Genomic DNA, 20,866 nt, shown 5'->3' with positions numbered 1-20,866 from the left:
CGGGGGCGAAACGCATAACGTGGTCCCGGCCGGAAAAGGTCCCGCTCGCGGTCAGCCCTGCCTTTTTTCCAATGCGGAGGCCGCTTCGGCCATCAGCGCGGCGATGATGTCCGCGACCGGTTCTTCGGTCTTGACCATGCCGACGGATTGTCCTGCCATGACCGATCCGTGCTCGACATCGCCGTCGATTACCGCGCGCCTGAGCGCACCGGCCCAGTAATGTTCGATCTGGAGCTGCGCCTCGGCCATCTCGACGGTGCCCTCGTCGAGCGCCTGCGCCACCTCGCGCTGCTTTTTCGTGAACAGCTCGGCGCCCGCGTTCTTGAGCGCACGGACGGGAATGACGGGCAAGCGCGAATCGATCTGGACGCTCGCCACCGCATCGCGGGCAGAGGCGCGGATGAACGCCTTCTTGAAATTGGCGTGGGCGATGCTCTCGGCCGCGCAGACGAAGCGCGTGCCGAGCTGCACGCCTGCCGCGCCCATTTCGAGATAGCCGGCGATCGCTTCTCCTCGCCCGATGCCGCCGGCGACGAAGACGGGAATGTCGCCCGCCACCTCCGGCAGGATTTCCTGCGCCAGCACCGAGGTCGATACCGGGCCGATATGGCCGCCTGCCTCGTTGCCCTCGACCACCAGCGCGTCGACGCCCGATCGCATCAGCCTTTTCGCCATGATCAGCGCGGGAGCAAAACAGATCAGCTTCGCGCCGGTGCTCTTGATCGCCTCGATCGACCCCTTGGGCGGCAGGCCGCCGGCAAGGACGACATGGCCGACACCGTGGCGCTTGCATACCTCGATCAGATCGAAAAGCTGCGGGTGCATCGTAATCAGGTTGACGCCGAACGGCTTCGACGTGCGCTCCTTCGTACCGGCAATCTCCGCATCGAGCAGGTCCGGCGTCATGGCGCCACAGGCGATCACGCCGAATCCGCCGGCATTGGATATCGCGGCCACCAGATTGCGTTCCGATACCCAGGACATGGCGCCGCCCAGAATGGCGACGTCGGTGCCCAGGAATTCACGGCCGCGGGCCATGCGGCGGGCGAGGCGTTCCTCGCCGACGGTGGTGGTGTTGGTCATGGCCAGCGCCGTAGCGTCGGTCGGTGCCATCGGGCAAGGTATCTCAAAACGAACGGGGAAAGCACATGCGACAGACAGGAACCGAAATCGTCGTCGCCACGACGGGGCAGGGCCTGGTCGAATTCACCGACAGGGTCGATCGGTGGGTGCGCGATACCGGCATGGTCCAGGGCCTGCTGACCCTGTTCGTGCGCCACACCTCCGCCTCGCTGCTGATCCAGGAAAACGCCGCCCCGGCCGCCCGCCGCGACCTGGAGGCCTATTTCGCCCGCATCGCGCCGGAAAGCGAGCATTACGAGCATGACGACGAAGGCCCCGACGACATGCCGGCGCATCTGCGTTCGGCGCTGACGGCGACGAGCCTTTCGATCCCGGTGGCGGATGGTCGCACCGTGCTCGGCACATGGCAGGGCATCTATCTGTTCGAACATCGCCGCGCGCCGCATCACCGGCGGGTGGCGCTGCACCTGATCGGCGCGTGAAGGGCTCTGCCTCCCCTGAATGGATGCCTTTCCGAAAGGCGCGAAACGGAAGCCTCTTTCGTCATGCTGAACGTGTTTCAGCATTCACTTGGCTGAAATATCAAACGCTTAAGCTAAGCGGCTCGGTGGACCCGGCCTCCGCCGGGGAGACGAGAATGGATTTCGCAGAGGCATCCTGAAGGGGAGGGGAGATGACGCCCCGCTTCCAACCCTCTAAGCAGCGTGCATGGTCGCAACGCCCGCCTGGCCCCCGCAATCGACGCCGCGCCTGTTCGTTGCCGATCCGCTGGCGCGCGGCCATGTGCTCAAGATCGATGCCGCGCAGGCGCATTATCTGATTTCCGTCATGCGCACGGCCGAGGGCGACCCGGTCAAGCTGTGCGACGACGTGACGGGCGAATGGCTCGCCACCGCGCGCGAGGTGCGCAAGCGCGACCTGACGCTGGAAGTGACGGAGCATTTGCGCGATCGCGAGACGGTGCCGGATTTCTGGCTGTGCCTGTCGCCGATCAAGAAGGGCCGGATCGACTGGATGGTGGAAAAGGCCTGCGAACTGGGTGCGGCCCGCATCGTGCCGGTGCTTACCCGGCGCACGGTGGTCGACAAGGTGAAGGTCGACCGGCTGCGGGCGCATATGGTGGAGGCGGCGGAGCAATGCGGCCGGACGGCGCTGCCGCACCTTTGCCAGCCGGTGAAGCTCGCCGCGCTGCTTGCCGACTGGCCGACCGAGCGAACGCTGTTCTTCGCCGACGAGGGCGGCGGCGTACCGGCGGCCCGGGCCATGGCCGCCCATCCCGGCCCGGCGGCACTGCTGATCGGTCCGGAAGGCGGCTTCGACGATGCCGAGCGAGAGGCGATCCGCGCGCTGGAGCAGGCGGTGGGTATCGGCCTTGGCCCCCGCATCCTGCGCGCCGATACGGCGGCGGCGGCGGCCATGGCGGTCTGGATGGCGACGGCCGGCGATTGGTAAGGGGGTACTGGCGCCGGGGCCGGCTCGCCGCTACATGGCGCGCCATGAGCACGAAAACCGTTTCGAACAGCAACGCTGTCGCGATCGAGGATCGTGCTCAGCTCGTTTCCTATTTCGCGGAGGGCGAAAAGCCGGCCGAACGCTGGCGGATCGGCACCGAGCACGAGAAATTCGTCTACAGGCTCGGCGATCTCCGCGCCCCGTCCTGGGAAGAGCCCGGCGGGGTTCGCGACCTGCTGCTCGGGCTGACCGAATTCGGCTGGCAGCCGGTCGAGGAGGGCGGCAAGGTGATCGCGCTGTCCGGCCCGGACGGCACGATCAGCCTGGAACCGGCGGGCCAGCTAGAGCTGTCGGGCGCGCCGCTGGAAAACATCCACGAAACCTGTGCGGAGGCGGATCGCCACCTGAAGCAGGTGAAGGCGGTGGGCGAAAAGCTGGGCCTCGGCTTTCTGGGGCTGGGCATGTGGCCGGACAAGGCGCGTGCGGACCTGCCGATGATGCCCAAGGGCCGCTACGGCATCATGGCCGGCCACATGCCGAAGGTGGGCGGCCTCGGCCTCGACATGATGCTCAGGACCTGCACCATCCAGGTCAATCTCGATTACGAATCCGAAGCCGACATGCGCAAGAAATTCCGCGTCGGCCTCGCCCTCCAACCGCTGGCAACCGCGCTGTTCGCCAATTCGCCCTTCACCGAGCGCAAGCCCAACGGCTTCCTTTCCTATCGCAGCCATATCTGGTCGGACACCGATCCCATGCGCACCGGCATGCTGCCCTTCGTGTTCGAGGACGGTTTCGGCTATGAACGCTATGCCGACTATGCGCTCGATGTGCCGATGTACTTCGTCTATCGCGACGGCAAATATATCGACGCCGCCGGCCTCAGCTTCCGCGACTTCCTGAATGGCGAGCTGTCGGTCCTGCCCGGCGAGAAGCCGACGATGGAAGACTGGGCGGATCATCTTTCGACCGCTTTCCCCGAGGTGCGGCTCAAGACCTTCCTGGAGATGCGCGGGGCCGATGGCGGGCCGTGGGGCCGGATCTGCGCGCTTCCGGCCCTGTGGGTCGGCCTGCTCTATGACGGCACGGCGCTCGATGCGGCGTGGGACCTCGTCAAGCATTGGACGCTGGAGGAACGACAGGCGCTGCGCGACGCGGTGCCGAAGCACGGGCTGGACGCGCCGGTGCCGGGTGGGCGTATCTTGCGCGACCTGGCGCCGGAACTGCTCGACATCGCCAATGCCGGGTTGACCGCGCGGGGCCGGCTGAACGCGTCGGGCGACAATGAAAGCGGTTTTCTCGATCCGCTGCGCGAAATCGTGCGCAGCGGCAAGGTGCCGGCGCAGGTGCTGCTAGATCACTATGCCGGCGAATGGCAGGGCGATGTCTGCCGCATCTATGCGGAAACGCGCTTCTAGAACGGCTTGTGATCGCGCAGACCCGTTGGTCCTGAGCCTGTCGAAGGACTGTCTTTCTCTGTCGGGAAGAAAACAGGACGGTGCTTCGACAGGCTCAGCACGATCGGGGACGGGTAGCCTTAGCTGACCGCGATCCGCTCCAGAGCCTTGTTCCTAGGCGCCGGTAGTGGGCGAGGCCGGCATGCGCGGTTCGCCCTTCATCCAGGCGAACAGGCGCGGGACGGGGCCGTTGCGCTCCATCCAGTCCCAATAAGCGCGATAGTCCGGGTCGGCGAGCAGATGCCGCTCCTCGGTGCGGGCGCGCCAGTAATAGACCCCGGCGACGACGCCCATCAGCACGGTGGCGCGCACCGCGTCGGTCCAGCTTCCCAGCGTCAGCACGGGAATGGTCGACAGCAGCCAGAACAGGTTCTTGGACAGATAGGCCGGGTGGCGCGACAGCGCATAGGGTCCGTTGGTGATGATGCCGCGGTGGGTGAGGTTGGAAAAGCGCAGGCCGAACGCGACCGTGGCCCAGGCATAGATCGCCGTCAGCGCAACCAGGGTCGCACCGACTGCCGCAAGCAAGACGGGATGGCCCGCGAACCAGTGCGTCCAGTCCGACGTGCCGGGATGATAGTCGAGCGGCTCGCCCTCGCCCATCAGGGTGAAGGGCGGATAGCAGATGAGCGCTGCCATCCAGGCGGCGGCATAGGGATTGGCGGTGCGGATATGCGCGTCGAGCGGCTTCATCGTCAGCATGTAGCCGACCGTCGCGAAGGCGACGTCGATGGAAAACATGAACGTGATCAGCCAGTTGGACAGCGCAACCGGGTCGCGCCACATGCCGGCGACATCACCGCGCACGAAATTGCCGAAACCCGGCGGCACGATCGCGAGCATGAAGGCGAGGAAGAAGGCCTTCACCGCCCAACAGCGCAGATGGTTGTAGATCGCGTCGTGCACGATCGGCTGCTTCAGCCCCAGGATCCACGCGCCGAGCGCCCAGCAGCCGTCGCGCGGCGCCACCAGATAGCGGTCGAGCCAGACGATATAGGGAACGGACAGGATGACGAGCACCGGCGCCGCGCGCTCGAAACACCACATCGCGAAGGGGAAAGCGCCCCATTCGAAGCTCCAGTAGAAGCGCGACACGGCGTAGATGCCGGCGATCCCGGCCCAGGTCAGCCACAGGCCTGCGATCTTCACCATGCTGATGTCGATCGTCTCGCGCCACTTCCGCGGGGCATGCCAGTCGATGCCGGTGGAGGGCCGGCGATGCACCTTGTCGACAAGGATCGACCACACGACCATCGGCAATCCGCAGGCAGCGACATTCACCAGCGCGGCATAGGGTCCGTCCATGCCGTAATATGTCGCGATCGTCGTCCAGACGAGCAGGCCGGCGATGCCGACGAGACCGGTGCCGGTACTCGTGGCCGAACGCGGACGGGGATCGGCGGCCGTTCGACGGGCGAGCGCGAGATCGTGGAACATGGCGCCCGCTCTATCGACCAATGGTAAGCAAGCCGTGAAGCGCTTTTCGCCGGGTCCGGCGCCCGACACTGGACGCGCTGCCTTCAACTGGGTAGCAAATTACCTTCAGCCCGATTTCGCACCCTTCCATCGCTTCAAAGGACCGTGGTTCATGATCCATCGCTTCGCGTTCGCTACCCTGCTTCTTGCCTCCACAGCCGCCAACGCGCAGCAGATCTCGAAACCCAACCCGGTTCCCTTCACCGACACGATTCCCGCCGCGCGCGATATCCCCTATCCCGGCACGATCGATATCGACATCGACGCGACCAACACGCGCCAGGGTATCTTCAGCGTCGAACAGACCATTCCCGTGACGCAGTCGGGGCCGTTCACACTGCTCTATCCGCTGTGGATTCCGGGCCACCATTCGCCGACCGGGCCGGTCGAGAAAATCGCCGATCTGCACATCACCGCGAACGGCAAGGAAGTGCCGTGGACGCGCGACGATGTCGACGTCGCCGCCTACCACCTCGACGTGCCGGAGGGTGCGCGCGAACTCAAGGTGCGCTTCAAGTTCCTGTCGCCGACCGCATCGAACCAGGGGCGCATCATGATGACGCCGGAGATGCTATCGCTGCAATTCGACAAGATGACGCTCTACCCGGCCGGCTATTATGTGCGCGGCATCCCGGTACAGGCGACGGTGAAATATCCCGAAGGGTGGACGGCGGTTTCGGGCCTGCCCGCCAACGACCGCGGTTCGACCTACACCTACCAGAAGACCAATTATCAGGTGCTGGTCGATTCGCCCGTGATCGCCGGCGAATATTACAAACAGTGGGAATTGTCGCCGAAGGTCGACCTGAACGTCGTCGCCGACAGCCCCGAGGAGCTGGAAGCGGCGCCGGAGCAGATCCAGAAGCACAAGAATCTGGTCGAGCAGGCGGTCAAGCTGTTCGGCGCGCAGCATTACGACCAGTACGAATTCCTGCTGACCATCTCCGACTATCTCGGCGGAATCGGCCTGGAACATCATCGCAGCTCGGAAAACGGCGTCGACACCGGCTATTTCACCGACTGGGAGAATAATGTCGGCGCGCGCAACCTGCTGCCGCACGAGTTCACGCATAGCTGGGACGGCAAGTTCCGCCGGCCCGAAGCGTTGTGGACGCCCGATTACCGGATGCCGATGCGCGATGACGGCCTGTGGGTCTATGAAGGCCAGGACCAGTTCTGGGGCTATGTGTTGCAGGCGCGTTCCGGCCTCGTTTCGAAACAGCATACGCTGGATGCCTATGCCCGCATCATGGCGAGCTATGACGACAAGGCCGAACTCGGCTGGCGTCCGCTGATCGATACCACCAACGATCCGATCATCAACCAGCGGTCGCCGCGCGGCTGGTACAGCCTGCAGGGTTCGGAGGATTATTACAATGGCGGTCTGCTCGTGTGGATGGGGGTCGATTCGCTGCTGCGCGAGAAATCGAACGGCGCGAAGTCGCTCGACGACTTCGCCAGGGCGTTCTTCGGCATCAAGGATGGCGACTGGGGCGAGGTGACCTATTCGTTCCAGGACGTGGTCGACACGCTCAATTCGATCGTGCCCTACGACTGGGCGACCTATCTGAACAGGAAACTGCGCGAACCCGGCATCAGCGATCCATTCGAGGGTTTCCGCCGCAACGGCTATCAGCTCGTCTATACCGACACGCCGAGCGACTATCAGAAGAAGCTGATGGCCGGACGGGATTATATCGACGCGTCGAACTCGATCGGCGTGAGCGTCGGCAGCGACGGCGATGTCTCTTCGGTGAACTGGGGCAGCCCGGCATTCGAGGCGGGGCTCGATTCGGCCAGCCATATCGTTGCGGTGAACGGTGTCGAATATTCGAATGACCGGCTGACCAACGCCATCAGCGCGGCCAAGGACGACAAGGAGCCGATCCGCCTGCTCATTGAGGACGCCGATCACTACCGCGAAGTCGCCATCGACTATCACGATGGTCTGCGGTATCCGCACCTCGAAAAGATCGGACAGGGCGAAACCGGCCTCGACCGGCTGCTCGCCCCGAAATAAGGACGGGTTGACACTTTATGCGTATCGATATGGTGCCAGTCGGGGAAAACCCGCCGCACAACGTGAATGTGATCATCGAGGTGCCGGTGGGCGGCGAACCGGTGAAGTACGAGTTCGACAAGAAGTCGGGCGCGCTGTTCGTCGACCGGATCCTGCATACGCCGATGCGCTATCCGGCCAATTATGGTTTCGTGCCGCACACGCTGTCGCCGGACGGCGATCCGATCGATGCGCTGGTGATCGCGCGTTCGTCCTTCGTGCCGGGCTGCGTGGTCCGCGCCCGGCCGATCGCCGTCCTGAACCTGGAAGACGAGCATGGCGGCGACGAAAAGCTCGTCTGCGTGCCCGAGGACACGACCTTTCCCTATTACGCCAAGGTCGGCCAGAAGGACGACCTGCCGCCCATCATCTTTCAGCAGATCGAGCACTTCTTCACCCACTATAAGGATCTCGAGGCCGAGAAGTGGGTGCGCATCGGCAAGTGGGGCGATGCCGAAGAGGCCAAGCGCATCCTTCAGGAAGCGGTCGACCGGGCAGGCCAGAAAGCCGCCTGAACGAGTCGATGCAGGGACGGTGCCGCCATGGCGCCGTCCCGGTCGTCAGCCGCGTCGCCGCGCCGTCATCAGGTAATCCAGCCGCAGGTCGCTCGACAGGACGAAGCCGCGGCCGGATGAGTAGCCGAGGCCGCGCAGGTCGCTGACTTCCAGCCCTTCCGCCTCGATCAGGTCCGTCAGTTCCTCGGGCGTCAGGAAGCGGTTCCAGTCGTGCGTCCCCTTTGGGATCGCGCCCGTCCCCTCGCCGATGGTGATCAGTCCGAGGCGCGACAGCGGCGTGCGGTTCGGCGTCGACAGGACCAGTATCCCGTCCTCGCCGAGCGCCGCCGCGAGGCCGCGGACGAAGGCCGCCGGATTGGCGACGTGTTCGATCACCTCCATCGACGTCACGAGATCGAAGGTGCGACCGGCTACCGCCGCGATGCCGCCTTCGTGATAGTCGATGTCCAGGCCCGACGCCGCCGCGTGTGCGCGCGCCGCACCGATATTCTCGCCGGCCGCATCGACGCCCGTCACCTGTGCGCCCAGTCGGGCCAGCGGTTCCGCCAGCAGGCCTGCCCCGCAGCCGACGTCGAGCGCCGTCTTGCCGGCGAGCGGCGTGAAACCGCGTTCGTCGGCATCCCAATGGGCGTCGATCACCTCGCGCAGATAAGCGAGCCGAACCGGATTGAGCCGGTGGAGCATCGCCGAGGACCCTTTCGGGTTCCACCAGTCGGCGGCGAGCTTGCCGAAATGCGCGGCTTCCGCCGGATCGATCGTCGTGTCGGGGTCGGCCATGGAACCCGCATATCAGCAGCGGTGCCGCATCCCAAGCGGATTGCGGCGGCGCCAAGCGGTCGTTCTGCGTCCGAAAGCAGTGCTATGCTTGCCTTGGCGCCGGGCGCTTCCTATCAGGCCGCACCCCGCAGCTACAGGAAACCCGCATGGCGCGCATCGTGATGAAGTTCGGCGGCACCTCCATGGCCGGGATCGAACGCATCCGCGCCGTTGCCGCCCGCGTGAAGCACGAATGGGAGGCGGGCAACGAGATCGCCGTCGTCGTGTCGGCCATGGCGGGTGAGACCGACCGGCTGGTGAACTTCTGTCGCGAGGCATCGTCGCTCTACGACGCGCGCGAATATGACGTGGTGGTGTCCTCCGGCGAACAGGTTACCAGCGGGCTGCTGGCGATCGCGCTGCAGGCGATCGGCGTTCCGGCGCGTTCCTGGCTCGGCTGGCAATTGCCGATCCGCACATCGGACGGCCACGGCTCCGCGCGCATCGCGGAAATCGACACGAACGGGCTGGCGGCGGCACTGGTGGCGCGCGAGGTCGCCGTCATCCCCGGCTTTCAGGGCGTGGCGGCCGGCGAGCGGGTGGCGACGCTCGGCCGTGGCGGGTCGGATACCAGCGCGGTCGCCATGGCCGCGGCGATGAAGGCGGACCGATGCGACATCTATACCGATGTCGACGGCGTCTATACCACCGACCCGCGCATCGTGCCGCGCGCACGCAAATTGTCGCGCGTCACCTATGAGGAAATGCTGGAGCTGGCGAGCGTCGGGGCCAAGGTGCTGCAAACCCGCTCGGTCGGGCTGGCGATGAAGGAAGGCGTGCGCGTACAGGTATTGTCGTCGTTCACCGAGGCCACGGACGATCCGGAGCCCGGCACCCTGATCGTCGGCGAAGAGGAGATCGAGGATATGGAACGGCAGCTCATCACCGGCATCGCCCATGACAAGGGCGAGGCGAAGATCACGCTCACCGAGGTGCCCGATCATCCCGGCGCCGTGGCGTCGATCTTCGGTCCGCTGGCCGAGGCGAACATCAATGTCGACATGATCGTGCAGAATATCGCCCATTCGGCGGGCTCTACCGACGTCACCTTCACCGTGCCGCAAGCCGACATGCCGCGCGCGCTGGAGGCGCTGGAAAACAACCGCGAGGCCATCGGCTTCGGCGGAATGGTCCACGACACCCGGGTATCGAAGATTTCGGTCGTGGGCGTGGGCATGCGCAGCCATGCCGGCGTCGCGTCCAAGATGTTCAAGACACTGGGCGACCGGGGGATCAACATTCAGGCGATCACCACGTCCGAGATCAAGGTCAGCGTGTTGATCGAGGAAGACTATACCGAACTGGCGGTGCGCGTGCTGCACACCGCCTACGGCCTGGATGCCGAGGACGCCGCCTGAAACGGCGCCGGCGCGCCGTCAGTCGACGGTCAGCGTCAGCGCGCGCACGAGCTTGCGATCGATCGGTTCGTCGAAACGACAGCCGACCATGCCGTCCCGACTCCACACCGCCGTCGCGGCGACCGGCATACTGCCTTCGAACCGCAGCCACAGACGTTCGCCATCGGGTTGGTCATCGCCGGCGAGGCGGCAGCCATAGGCCGAAAGGTCGCACAGCCGCGCCTCGACCGCTTCCTGTTTGTGGCGGCGCGTCGTGGCCCGCGTGACGAATACGGGATGCCGCGGCGCGCGGCGCTGTTCGACGAGCGCCGGTCCTACCGGCCGATATTGGGTCATGCGTGTCGCCATCATCATCCCCCCACAACGCGCTTAAGCTGACCGCAGACGGTTAATACCCGATTAACACGCCCGGAAGCGGTGCACTTCCTGCTGTCCCCGCGCGACCGGCTGTGGCAGCAAAGGGGCGATGACCGACGACCGCGCGCTTCCCGACACCCAGCATCACGGACTGGTGGGCCTGCTCCCGCGGCGGGCGCGCCCTTATGCCCTGCTGGCGCGGCACGACCGCCCGATCGGCTGGTGGCTCCTGTTCTGGCCCGGCGCCTGGGCGATCGCCCTGTCCGGCGGCGCCATCGCGCGCTGGGACCTGCTGTTGTGGTTCCTGCTGGGTGCGATTGCGATGCGCGGGGCGGGCTGCACCTATAACGACATTGTCGACCGCGATCTCGACCGCAGGGTGGCGCGCACGCGAAGCCGGCCGCTCGCCAGCGGTGCGGTGTCGTTGCAGGCCGCCTGGACGTGGCTGGTACTGCAATGCCTCGTCGGTCTGGTCGTGCTCGTCCAGTTGAACCTGGTCGCCGCGGGGGTCGCGCTGGCCAGTCTGGCGCTTGTCGCGGCCTATCCGTTCATGAAGCGGATCACCTGGTGGCCGCAGGCGTGGCTGGGTCTCGTCTTTTCCTGGGCGGCGCCGGTCGGCTGGGCGGCGGTGACGGGCGGCATCGCCTGGCCGGGCCTGCTCGTCTATGCCGGCGCCGTCTTCTGGGTGATCGGCTACGACACCATCTATGCCTTGCAGGATGTCGAGGACGACGCCCTGGTCGGCGTTCGCTCGTCCGCGCGGCGGCTCGGCAGCAAGGTACGGCCGGGCGTGGCGCTCTTCTACGCGGTTGCGCTCGCTTGCTGGGCGGGCGCGATCTGGCTGGTGCGGCCCGATTGGCTCGCGCTCCTGGCGCTCCTGCCGATGGCGGGACATCTCGCCTGGCAGGTTCTGACGCTCGACACCGCCGACGGCGCAAGTGCGCTGGCGCGGTTCCGTGCCAATCGCAATGCAGGCTTCCTGATGTTCGCGGCCTGTTTCGTGGTCGGCACGGCGTCCGCACTTTGACGATTGCGGTTCGCCACCCTAAATCGCGTCGATGCTGACCCCCGAAACGTCCCGATCGCTTGCCCAGTCCGCCGTAGACCGGGCGATTGCCCGCGGCGCCGATGCCGCCGATGCGCACTACATCACCGACCGGTCGGTGGCGGTTTCGGTGCGGCTCGGCGCGCTGGAGGATGTGGAGCGGTCCGAGGGGGACACCCTTACCCTGCGCGTCTTCATCGGCCGACGATCGGCGAGCGTATCGTCGTCCGACCTGTCGGACGGCGCGCTTGCCGCACTCGCCGACCGGGCGATAGCGATGGCGCGCGAGGCGAGCGAGGACCGCTGGTCGGGCCTCGCGCCGGCGGAACGGCTGCTGCACGGCAGCCCGCCGCATCTCGACATCGACGACGGCGCCGACGTCTCGCCCGAGGCACTGAAGCAGCGTGCTCTGGTTGCCGAGGAGGCCGCGCGGAGCATCGCCGGCGTGACCAACAGCGAGGGCGGCTCTGCCTCCGCAAGCCGAACCATTACCGCACTCGCCACCAGCCACGGCTTTGCCGGCAGCTATGCGACCAGCTCGCATGCGATCTCTGCCAGCGTGGTGGCGGGCCGCGCCGGTGCGCTGCAGCGGGACCATGCCCACCACACCACCCGCCATCTGCGTCTGCTCGACGCGCCGGAAGATATCGGCCGGCTGGCCGGGGAACGCGCCGTCGCGCGGCTGTCGCCCGCGCGTATCGGCAGTGCGACGATGCCGGTGGTGTTCGACCCCAGGGTCGGCGGTTCGCTGATGGGCGCTTTTGTCGGCGCGATTTCGGGTACGCGCATCGCCGCACGCACGAGCTTTCTGCGGGACGCACTGGGCCAGCGGGTCTTCGCCCGCGGCGTGACCATCCGGGACGATCCCCACCGGCCCCGCGGCCTGCGCTCGCGCCCCTATGATGGCGAGGGTGTGGGCGGATCACCGGTTTCGATCGTCGAGGACGGCCTGCTCGAAACCTGGCTGCTCGACAGCGCCTCGGCGCGGCAACTCGAAATGGAGCCGACCGGCCATGCCGCGCCGGGGGGCGGCGTGTCCGTCAGCAACCTGTACATGGAAGCGGGCAACGTGCCGGTGGAGTCGCTTGTCGCGGACATCGAGCGCGGGGTGTGGGTCACCGAGCTGATCGGCCAGGGCGTCAACCCGGTGACGGGCGATTACAGTCGCGGCGCCGCCGGCTTCCTGATCGAAAAGGGCGAAGTGACGACACCGGTGGCGGAGATCACCGTCGCCGGCAACCTGAAGGACATGTTCGCACGGGCCATGCCCGCCAACGACCTGGAATTTCGCTATGGCGTCAATGTCCCGACGCTGCGCATCGACGGAATGACGGTGGCTGGTGACTGAAACGCTCGCCGATGCGGTGCGGTCCGTCACGGCCGACGCCGGCGCGCTCGCGATGAAGCGCTGGCGCACCGATTTCCGCCGTTGGGAGAAATCGCCCGGCAACCCGGTGTGCGAAGTCGACCTGGAGGTCGATCACCTGCTGCGCCAGCGGCTGGGTGCACTTTTGCCCGATGCCGGCTGGCTGTCGGAGGAAACCAAGGACGACGCCAGCCGACTCGCCGCGACGCGGATTTGGGTGGTCGACCCTATCGACGGCACGCGCGACTATATCCGCGGGCGGGAAGGCTGGGCCGTGTCGGTCGCGCTGATCGAACGCGGCCAGCCGGTCGTCGGCGTGCTCGATGCCCCGGCCCGGGGCGAGCACTGGCACGCCGAAAACGGCAAGGGCGCCTATCGCGGCGTCCAGAGGATCATGGCGAGCGATCACGCCACGCTTTCCGGCGCGCGCGTCCCGGCCGAACATCTCCCCAAGGCGGACCGCGACTTCACCACGGTCTACAAGCCCAATTCGATCGCGCTGCGCATCGCGATGGTGGCGGCGGGCGATGCTGATTTGGTTGCGACGCTGCGCTGGGGCAATGAATGGGACATCGCCGCCGCCGTCCTGATCGCGCGGGAAGCGGGTGCGGCGGTGACCGATGCGCTGGGTCAGCCGCTCGCGTTCAATTCGCCGGAAGCGCATGCCTTCGGCGTGCTGGCCACAGCGCCCGCCATCCACGATGCGGCGCGCGAGCGGCTGGCGGCGCGGTCGGTATTGGCGAAAGGGGCGGCACCCGCGCCGGGCGGCTGACGCCTACATCCGGTTCGGATGCGGTCCGATGCGCCCGTCGGGATCGTCCATCCGGTCGATCGCGGCCATGTCTTCGTCGTCCAGGGTCCAGCCCAGGGCGCCCAGATTGTCGGCCAGGTGATCGGGGGCGCCTGCCTTCGGAATTACCGACAGGCCCGATTGCAGGTGCCAGCGCAGGACGACCTGTGCCGCCGACCGGTCGTGCTTTTCGGCGATCTGCGCGATCCGCCGGTCCTTCAGGGCGGCTCCCTGGCCGAGCGGGCTCCAGCTCTGGGTGACGATGCCGTGCCGGTCGTGAAATGCCCGTGCTTGCCTTTGCTGGAATCCGGGGTGCAGTTCGATCTGGTTCACCGCGGGCAGTTCGCCGGTTTCGGCGGCGATGCGCTCGATATGTTCGGGAAGGAAGTTGGACACGCCGATCGATTTCGCCCGGCCGCTCTTTCGTAACCCGATCAGCGCCTTCCAGGTTTCGACATACCTGTCCTGCGCCGGACAGGGCCAGTGGATCAGATAGAGATCGACATCGTCGCGGCCCAAGAGGGCAAGGCTTTCCTCGAACGCCTGCATCGCCGCGTCATGGCCCTGCTGCGGGTTCCACAACTTGGTGGTCAGGAAGACGGTGTCGTCATCCGCCACGCCGCTGCCGACCCCGCGTTCATTGTCATACATGGCTGCCGTATCGACCAGGCGGTAGCCGAGATCGATGCCGCGACGCACGACCGCATCGGCCTGCGAATCGGGGATCTTGTACGTGCCGAGACCGAGAGCGGGAATATGGCGGCCATCGTTCATCTGCAGCATGGGAGTATCGGTCATGCCGTCTCCAACCGATGGACCGGCCGATGGTTCAGCCGTTCGTCAAAGAACGCGCAGGAAGCTTTCCGCTTCCGACGAGAGCTGTTCGGCGTCCTCCGCCAGGCGGCGCGCCAGCGAACGCATGTCGTCGGCGCCGCGCGAGGCGGTGGCCGCGCTCCATGCGATTGCCTCCGTATCGCTTTGGATCACGGCCGTCGCCTCCGCGACTTCGGCGGTGTTTTCGGCAATGGAGTGCGTACCGCTTGCCTGCCCCGCAACTTCGCGCTCGATCTCGCCGGAGCGCGAGGCGATGGCGGCGATCGCGGTTTCGACCTTGCCATGGGTATCGGTCACTTCCCGCACGGCCATCTGCATTTCGCCGACATGCTCGATGATCGTCTTGGCCGCGTCCGACGCCCGGCGGGAAAGCGCCTTCACCTCGTTGGCGACGACGGTGAAGCCGCGCCCGGCCTCGCCGGCACGGGCCGCTTCGATGCCGGCGTTGAGCGCCAACAGGTTCACCTTGGCCGCGATCTCGCTGATCAGCCCGATCACCGCATCGATCGACTGGGCCGAGCGCGAGAGATCGGCGGTACGCGCGCTACCCCGCGCGACGAGGGCGACGGCATCGGAAGCCACCGCCTTGGCTTCGCGCGTATTGGCCGAAATCTGGGCCAGAGCGGTGGCGAGCCGGCGGCCCTGTTCGGCAATGGCAGCGAGATTGCCGTTGCCCTGCGCTGCGGCCGCAGCGACCGATGACGCGCTTTCGCCCGTGGTGCTCGCGCGTTCGGCGGTGGCAACGGCATTGGCCTCGATGCGCTCTGCGAGACCGACCATGTCGCGCGACAGCAGGGCGACGTGCCGCTCGAAAGCCTTGCTGGCGGCTTCCACCTGCTGCGAGCGCGCCAGTCGCGAACGGGTGCGCGACAATTCGTGCTCGGCTGCCAACTGGATCAGGCGGCGATTGGAAATGGCGCAGTGGAAGCGGCCGCCGCGCGTCAGGATCATGCCTTCGGATCCGTCGGCGGCGCGATAGCGGTCGATGATCTCCGGAACGGGCAGGCTGGCCTCGGCGACCGGGCAGGATCGGACATATGCGCCCAGATCGGCGCCGTAGGACGGGTTGCGCAGCAAGGCGTGGCCGAAGGGATTGAGCAGCAACTGCCGGATGTCGCGATCGAACAACGCGCCGACGGGCTGGTCGAGCGCATCAACCACCGGCAACAGGCGTAGCGCCGTATCGCGGTAGAAACGGTCGATGGCGCGGTGCAGCGGCGTATCCGCGCGGACATGCTCGTCATTGCCGTCGTCGGCGCGCAGCCAGCCGATGTCTGCGGAGGCCGAAACGACGGCGAGGGGCGATGTGGTCTGCATGGCCGCCCTGCTATACCGAAGAAGGTAAATGCGGGTTTGCCGTGGGATGACAGTTCGAAGACATCGGCAAAAAGTGCGCGCCGACAATCGGCCGCATCAGGCGGCGACCGGCCCCTCTGGCGCGAGCCGGTGCGTGCACAGTTGCGCTTGCGGCGTATCGGCGTCGTCCAGCGCGGCCACGGTCACCCAGCCGTCGCGGCGAAGCGCCGCGGCGTGATCCGGATCGGTGCCGAGCGGCAGGAACAGGCGTTTGCGACCCTCGCCGCCGGCCCGCCCCACGAGGACCGCGTCGGCGTAGAGCGAAAAGCCGACCGCAGCCTCTTCGCGCCCGTCGCCATGGACGATCGTATAGCTGCCGCCGCGCCCGACGGCGTCGCGCGAGCCCGCGGCGAACAGGGAAAAGCCGAACCAGCTTTGATATTCGAACCCGTGCAGTTCGGTCGGGTCGAGCGTCATGGCGACCGAGCCGCGCACCCGGTCGGCGATCCGCGCCATGCCGTCGAGCCTGCTGGCAAGCGCCGCCGAACCATACGCGCGCAGCCCGGCCAGCGCCTCGTCGAACGGCCCGGCCGCCGCGACCAGGGGCAGATATGCGGGGTCGATCGCCGCGACACCGGCGGCGTCCTTCGCATCCAGTCGCTGACGCAGCGCGGAGAGCCGCTCCCGCGAAAGCCGGCCATCGGCGAGTGTGTCGACAAGATCGGGCAGGGTGAAGTCGATCGACAGACCGTCCACGCCCGCCGCCTGCAACGCCTCGACCGCCACCGCGACGATCTCTTTCGCCGCGGCGACGCCATCGCTGCCGATCAGTTCGACGCCGATCTGGCGCATGGCGCGCTCGGGGTGGAGCTGCGGCGCGCGCAGCTTCACGACGGGTCCGGCATAGGACAGGCGCACCGGGCGCGGATGGTGGCCCATGCGGGTCGCGGCGATGCGGCCGATCTGCGCCGTCATGTCGGTGCGGATGGCAAGCGTGCGCTGCGAGACGGGATCGACGAACCGTACCGCATCGTGCGCACTGCCCGACTTCAACCGGCTGGCGAGCGAATCCTCGAACTCGGCGAGCGGCGGGTCGACGCGTTCATAGCCATGGGCGTGTGCGGTGGCGAGCACGCGCGCCTCCAGCGCCGCCGCGGCGTCGGCATGAGGCGGCAGGCGGTCGTGAAAGCCCTGGGGGAGCAGTCCGGAAGTCATCGTGCCGCTCCCCCTAGCGCCATCAGAAGTCGAGCGCCATCGCGGTCTTCACGCCGTCCATGCCGCGCAGCGTGGTCAGCAATTCGGGCGTGATGTCCTGATCGACGGAGAGCAGCAGCACCGCTTCGCCGCCGGTCGCGCGGCGGCCGAGATGGAAGGTGCCGATATTGACGCCCGCTTCGCCCAGCGCGGAGCCGATGCGGCCGATGAAGCCGGCCTTGTCGGCATTGACCACGTACAGCATCTTGCCGGCGAGATCGGCTTCGACCTTGATGCCGAACAATTCGACCAGCCGCGGCTCCGTGTTGGAGAACAGCGTGCCGGCGACAGATCGGTCGCCCTCGTCCGTCTGCACCGTGATGCGCACCAGCGTATGGTAATCGCCCTCGCGGTCATGGCGCACTTCGCGCACGTCGAGGCCGCGTTCCTTGGCCAGGAAGGGCGCGTTGACCATGTTCACGGAGTCGGAATAAGCGCGCATCACGCCCGCCAGCACGGCGCCGGTGATCGGCTTCTGGTTGAGCTCGGCGGCCGCGCCCTCGGTTTCGATCGCGATCGATTTGAGCGCGTCCTGGGCAAGCTGGCCGACCAGGCTGCCGAGCTTTTCGGCCAGCGCCATATAAGGCTTCAGGAGCGGCGCCTCCTCGGCCGACAGGCTCGGCATGTTGAGCGCGTTGGTGACGCCGCCCGACAGCAGATAGTCGGACATCTGCTCGGCGATCTGGATGGCGACATTGACCTGGGCCTCGGTCGTCGATGCGCCCAGATGCGGGGTGGAGATGAAGCCCGGCGTGCCGAAGAGCGGGTTTTCCCTGGCCGGCTCCTCGACGAACACGTCGAGCGCCGCGCCGGCGATATGGCCCGAATCCAGACCTTCCTTGAGTGCCGCCTCGTCGATGAGCCCGCCGCGCGCGCAGTTGATGATGCGCACGCCCTTCTTGGTCTTGGCGAGATTCTCCTTCGACAGGATGTTCCTCGTCTGGTCGGTCAGCGGCGTATGCAGTGTGATGAAGTCGGCGCGTTTCAGCAGCGTGTCGAGATCGGCCTTCTCCACGCCCATTTCCAGCGCCCGCTCCTCGGTCAGGAAGGGGTCGTAGGCAACGACCTTCATCTTCAGCCCCCGCGCGCGGTCGGCGACGATCCCGCCGATATTGCCCGCGCCAATCAGGCCCAGCGTCTTGGACGTCAGCTCCACGCCCATGAACTTCTTCTTTTCCCATTTGCCGGCCTGGGTCGAGGCGTCGGCCTGGGGGATTTCGCGGGCGAGCGCGAACATCATCGCGATGGCGTGTTCGGCGGTCGTGATCGAATTGCCGAAGGGCGTGTTCATGACGACGATGCCCTTGGCCGAGGCGGCCTGCACGTCGATATTGTCGACGCCGATGCCGGCGCGGCCGACCACCTTCATATTGTCCGCCGCCTCGAGCAGGTCCCCGGTGACCTTGGTCGAGGAGCGCAGCGCCAGGCCGTCATACCGGCCGATAATGTCTTTCAGTTCTTCCGGGCTCTTGTCGGTGATCTCGTCCACCTCGACCCCGCGTTCGCGGAAGATCTGGGCGGCTTTGGGGTCCATCTTGTCGGAAATGAGTACCTTGGGCATGACGAATTGCTCCTTGCTGCAATTCGTCATCCTGACGAAGGTCAGGATCTCGGGCGGCACGAGCGACGCTCATCGGCGGGCAGGTGGCACGAGATCCCAGCCTACGCTGGGATGACGGTTGTTCGGGTTACGCGCTCTTCGCCTGTGCCCAGGCCCAGTCGAGCCAGGGGCCGAGCGCTTCGATGTCGGCGGTGTCGACGGTTGCGCCGCACCAGATGCGCAGGCCCGGCGGGGCGTCGCGATAGCTGGCGATGTCGTAGGCCGCGTCCTCGGCTTCGAGCAGCGAGACCATCTTCTTAACCAGCTTGCCCTGCGTATCGCCATCGGCGTCGGTGACGAGCTTGAGGCAGACGCTGGTGGTCGAACGCACCGCCGGGTCGGCCGCCAGATGGTCGAGCCAGTCGCGATCCGCGACGATCCGGCCGAGCGCCGCCGCATTGGCCTCGGAGCGCGCGACCAGCGCGTCGAGCCCGCCGATCGACTGCGCCCATTCAAGCGCGAAGATATAATCCTCGACCGCCAGCATGGACGGCGTGTTGATGGTCGAGCCTTCGAAGATGCCTTCGTTCAGCTTGCCGCCCTTCGTCATGCGGAAGATCTTCGGCAGCGGCCGGTCGGGCGTGTAGCTTTCCAGCCGTTCGACCGCGCGGGGCCCCAGGATCAGGATGCCGTGGCCGCCTTCGCCGCCCATCACCTTCTGCCAGGAGAAGGTCGTCACATCGAGCTTGTCCCACGGCATGTCGACCGCGAAGACCGCGCTGGTGGCGTCGGCGAAGGTCAGGCCGGTGCGGTCGTCGGCGATCCAGTCGCCATTCGGCACGCGCACGCCGCTGGTCGTGCCGTTCCAGGTGAAGATGACGTCATGGTCGGGGCTGACGCGCGTCAGGTCGGGCAGGTCGCCGTAATCGGCCTCGATCACCTCCGGGTCGATCCTGAGCTGCTTGACCGCGTCGGTCACCCAGCCGGCGCCGAAGCTTTCCCAGGCCATGCAGGTGACCGGCTTCGGACCCAGCATCGACCACATGGCCATCTCCACCGCGCCGGTGTCGGAGGCGGGGACGATGCCGATGCGGTGCGTGTCGGGCACCTTCAAAACCTCGCGCGTCAGGTCGATCGCGCGTTTCAGGCGCTCCTTGCCCAGTTTGGACCGGTGCGAGCGGCCGAGCGAATCGGTCGCCAGCTTCGATGCGTCCCAGCCCGGCGGCTTGGCGCAGGGGCCGGACGAGAAATAGGGGCGTGCCGGCTTTTCGGCAGGTTTGGCGGACGCACCCGTGGCGGGCGCGGTAGTCGTGTCAGTCATATAGTCTCTCCTTACAGAGAGCGCGCGCTGCGTTGGGACAGCGTGGCCCGCCGACGGGCCTAAAGATGTGCGGGCGCCTGTCAACTGCTGACGGATGCGCCGCGGCGCATTTCGGGACGGAGTGCGGGTTGCCAGCGGCGGCGGCGGTGCGTAGCGAGGGGGCGTGAAGCGCGTATTCGTTCTTGCGTCCATATTGTTGCTGTCGGCCTGCATTTTTGGCGGCGGAGACAGCGGAACCGGACCGCGACGTCCGGGCGCGCCGCATTCCAAACCGCATCTGAAGGCGGCGAAATCGGGCATCCCGACCGATGCCGAGACCCGGCAATGCTATGCCAGCCTGAACCGGAAGCGGGTGGAATTCCGCAGTCTGCCCGATCGCGGCACGCCTGGAAGCTGTTCGCGCATCGGCACGATCCAGTTGCTCGACATCGGCACGCCCGTCACCAATCTGGGCGCGATGCGCTGCGGCCTCGCCGACCGGTTCGTCAACTGGGTGCGCTACGGCATCCGCCCGGCGGCGCGCCAGATCCTGGGCAGCGACGTGGTGAAGATCGAAAGTTTCGGCACCTATTCCTGCCGCGGAATCGTCGGCAACGGAACGGCCAGCCGGCTTTCCGAACACGCCGTCGCCGATGCGGTGGACATCGCCGCCTTCGATCTTGCCGACGGCAGGCGGATCAGCGTGCTGGAGGGATGGAATTCGGACAACCAGCAGGTGCGCGCCTTTCTGCGGGTCGTGCACCGTTCGGCCTGCAAGCGCTTCTCCACGACGCTGGGGCCGGAATATAACAGCGCCCACCGCAACCATTTTCACATCGATATGGGCGGCGGTCATTTCTGCCGCTGA

19 protein-coding genes are annotated in these 20,866 nt (G+C 66.6%); 10 read left to right on the top strand and 9 right to left on the bottom strand.

What is annotated here, in order from left to right; translation table 11 throughout:
* Positions 1-51: 51 nt before the first annotated feature.
* Positions 52-1,083 carry an NAD(P)H-dependent flavin oxidoreductase gene (locus RPR59_RS01500; protein WP_313918269.1) on the bottom strand — a complete coding sequence of 344 codons (1,032 nt, stop codon included), beginning with the start codon at positions 1,081-1,083 and terminating at the stop codon, positions 52-54.
* Between the two features lie 65 nt (positions 1,084-1,148).
* On the opposite strand from RPR59_RS01500, the gene RPR59_RS01495 reads away from it, so the two are divergent.
* The 3 genes from RPR59_RS01495 (at position 1,149) to RPR59_RS01485 (ending at position 3,953) form a co-directional block, all read left to right on the top strand.
* Positions 1,149-1,565 (top strand): secondary thiamine-phosphate synthase enzyme YjbQ, encoded by a 417-nt coding sequence (locus RPR59_RS01495; protein WP_313915942.1) that lies wholly within the window; start codon positions 1,149-1,151, stop codon positions 1,563-1,565.
* Between the two features lie 226 nt (positions 1,566-1,791).
* Positions 1,792-2,535 carry a 16S rRNA (uracil(1498)-N(3))-methyltransferase gene (locus tag RPR59_RS01490; RefSeq protein ID WP_313915940.1) on the top strand — a complete coding sequence of 248 codons (744 nt, stop codon included), beginning with the start codon at positions 1,792-1,794 and terminating at the stop codon, positions 2,533-2,535.
* A gap of 44 nt (positions 2,536-2,579) precedes the next feature.
* On the top strand, positions 2,580-3,953 hold the full coding sequence (locus tag RPR59_RS01485; protein WP_313915939.1) for a glutamate--cysteine ligase: 1,374 nt from the start codon (positions 2,580-2,582) through the stop codon (positions 3,951-3,953).
* 153 nt (positions 3,954-4,106) lie between these two features.
* Here the strand turns inward: RPR59_RS01485 and RPR59_RS01480 are convergent, their stop codons facing one another.
* Complete coding sequence (locus tag RPR59_RS01480; RefSeq protein WP_313915937.1) at positions 4,107-5,429, bottom strand: methyltransferase family protein; 1,323 nt, start codon at positions 5,427-5,429, stop codon at positions 4,107-4,109.
* A 151-nt stretch (positions 5,430-5,580) separates the two neighbouring features.
* On the opposite strand from RPR59_RS01480, the gene RPR59_RS01475 reads away from it, so the two are divergent.
* Both RPR59_RS01475 and ppa read left to right on the top strand, forming a co-directional pair.
* The gene (locus tag RPR59_RS01475; protein WP_313915935.1) at positions 5,581-7,488 is read left to right on the top strand and encodes a M61 family metallopeptidase; all 1,908 of its coding nucleotides are present in this window, start codon (positions 5,581-5,583) and stop codon (positions 7,486-7,488) included.
* Positions 7,489-7,505: 17 nt separating this feature from the next.
* Positions 7,506-8,042 carry an inorganic diphosphatase gene (gene ppa / locus RPR59_RS01470; RefSeq protein WP_313915933.1) on the top strand — a complete coding sequence of 179 codons (537 nt, stop codon included), beginning with the start codon at positions 7,506-7,508 and terminating at the stop codon, positions 8,040-8,042.
* 45 nt (positions 8,043-8,087) lie between these two features.
* Here the strand turns inward: ppa and ubiG are convergent, their stop codons facing one another.
* Positions 8,088-8,819 carry a bifunctional 2-polyprenyl-6-hydroxyphenol methylase/3-demethylubiquinol 3-O-methyltransferase UbiG gene (gene ubiG / locus RPR59_RS01465; RefSeq protein ID WP_313915931.1) on the bottom strand — a complete coding sequence of 244 codons (732 nt, stop codon included), beginning with the start codon at positions 8,817-8,819 and terminating at the stop codon, positions 8,088-8,090.
* 146 nt (positions 8,820-8,965) lie between these two features.
* Here ubiG and RPR59_RS01460 point away from each other — a divergent pair, with 146 nt between their 5' ends.
* A complete protein-coding gene (locus RPR59_RS01460; protein ID WP_313915929.1) occupies positions 8,966-10,216 on the top strand; it encodes an aspartate kinase in 1,251 nt (416 codons plus the stop codon).
* Positions 10,217-10,234: 18 nt separating this feature from the next.
* On the opposite strand, the gene RPR59_RS01455 is transcribed toward RPR59_RS01460, so the two are convergent.
* Positions 10,235-10,552 carry a PilZ domain-containing protein gene (locus tag RPR59_RS01455; protein ID WP_313915927.1) on the bottom strand — a complete coding sequence of 106 codons (318 nt, stop codon included), beginning with the start codon at positions 10,550-10,552 and terminating at the stop codon, positions 10,235-10,237.
* A 130-nt stretch (positions 10,553-10,682) separates the two neighbouring features.
* On the opposite strand from RPR59_RS01455, the gene ubiA reads away from it, so the two are divergent.
* The 3 genes from ubiA to RPR59_RS01440 are packed head-to-tail and all read left to right on the top strand — an operon-like array spanning position 10,683 to position 13,756.
* Positions 10,683-11,600 (top strand): 4-hydroxybenzoate octaprenyltransferase, encoded by a 918-nt coding sequence (gene ubiA, locus RPR59_RS01450; protein WP_313915924.1) that lies wholly within the window; start codon positions 10,683-10,685, stop codon positions 11,598-11,600.
* 31 nt (positions 11,601-11,631) lie between these two features.
* Positions 11,632-12,966 (top strand): TldD/PmbA family protein, encoded by a 1,335-nt coding sequence (locus tag RPR59_RS01445; RefSeq protein ID WP_313915923.1) that lies wholly within the window; start codon positions 11,632-11,634, stop codon positions 12,964-12,966.
* Complete coding sequence (locus RPR59_RS01440; RefSeq protein ID WP_432280303.1) at positions 12,956-13,756, top strand: 3'(2'),5'-bisphosphate nucleotidase CysQ; 801 nt, start codon at positions 12,956-12,958, stop codon at positions 13,754-13,756. The genes RPR59_RS01445 and RPR59_RS01440 overlap by 11 nt, the downstream gene beginning before the upstream one ends.
* Positions 13,757-13,759: 3 nt before the next feature.
* Here the strand turns inward: RPR59_RS01440 and RPR59_RS01435 are convergent, their stop codons facing one another.
* From RPR59_RS01435 to RPR59_RS01415, 5 genes are all read right to left on the bottom strand, one after another.
* Complete coding sequence (locus RPR59_RS01435) at positions 13,760-14,572, bottom strand: aldo/keto reductase (protein ID WP_313915918.1); 813 nt, start codon at positions 14,570-14,572, stop codon at positions 13,760-13,762.
* A 42-nt stretch (positions 14,573-14,614) separates the two neighbouring features.
* Positions 14,615-15,925, bottom strand: coding sequence for a methyl-accepting chemotaxis protein (locus tag RPR59_RS01430; protein ID WP_313915916.1), 1,311 nt, complete (start codon positions 15,923-15,925; stop codon positions 14,615-14,617).
* A 96-nt stretch (positions 15,926-16,021) separates the two neighbouring features.
* Positions 16,022-17,119, bottom strand: coding sequence for an ATP phosphoribosyltransferase regulatory subunit (locus tag RPR59_RS01425; RefSeq protein ID WP_313915914.1), 1,098 nt, complete (start codon positions 17,117-17,119; stop codon positions 16,022-16,024).
* A gap of 22 nt (positions 17,120-17,141) precedes the next feature.
* A complete protein-coding gene (serA, locus tag RPR59_RS01420; protein WP_313915912.1) occupies positions 17,142-18,719 on the bottom strand; it encodes a phosphoglycerate dehydrogenase in 1,578 nt (525 codons plus the stop codon).
* Between the two features lie 127 nt (positions 18,720-18,846).
* Positions 18,847-20,019, bottom strand: coding sequence for a phosphoserine transaminase (locus tag RPR59_RS01415; protein WP_313915910.1), 1,173 nt, complete (start codon positions 20,017-20,019; stop codon positions 18,847-18,849).
* Positions 20,020-20,182: 163 nt separating this feature from the next.
* On the opposite strand from RPR59_RS01415, the gene RPR59_RS01410 reads away from it, so the two are divergent.
* Positions 20,183-20,866, top strand: coding sequence for an extensin-like domain-containing protein (locus tag RPR59_RS01410; protein WP_313915908.1), 684 nt, complete (start codon positions 20,183-20,185; stop codon positions 20,864-20,866).

The sequence above is a fragment of the Stakelama saccharophila genome, from assembly GCF_032229225.1.
Classification (GTDB): Bacteria; Pseudomonadota; Alphaproteobacteria; order Sphingomonadales; family Sphingomonadaceae; genus Sphingomonas; species Sphingomonas saccharophila.
The sequence above is the reverse complement of the archived record's forward strand: the minus strand, read 5'-3'. Positions and strand labels throughout refer to the sequence as shown.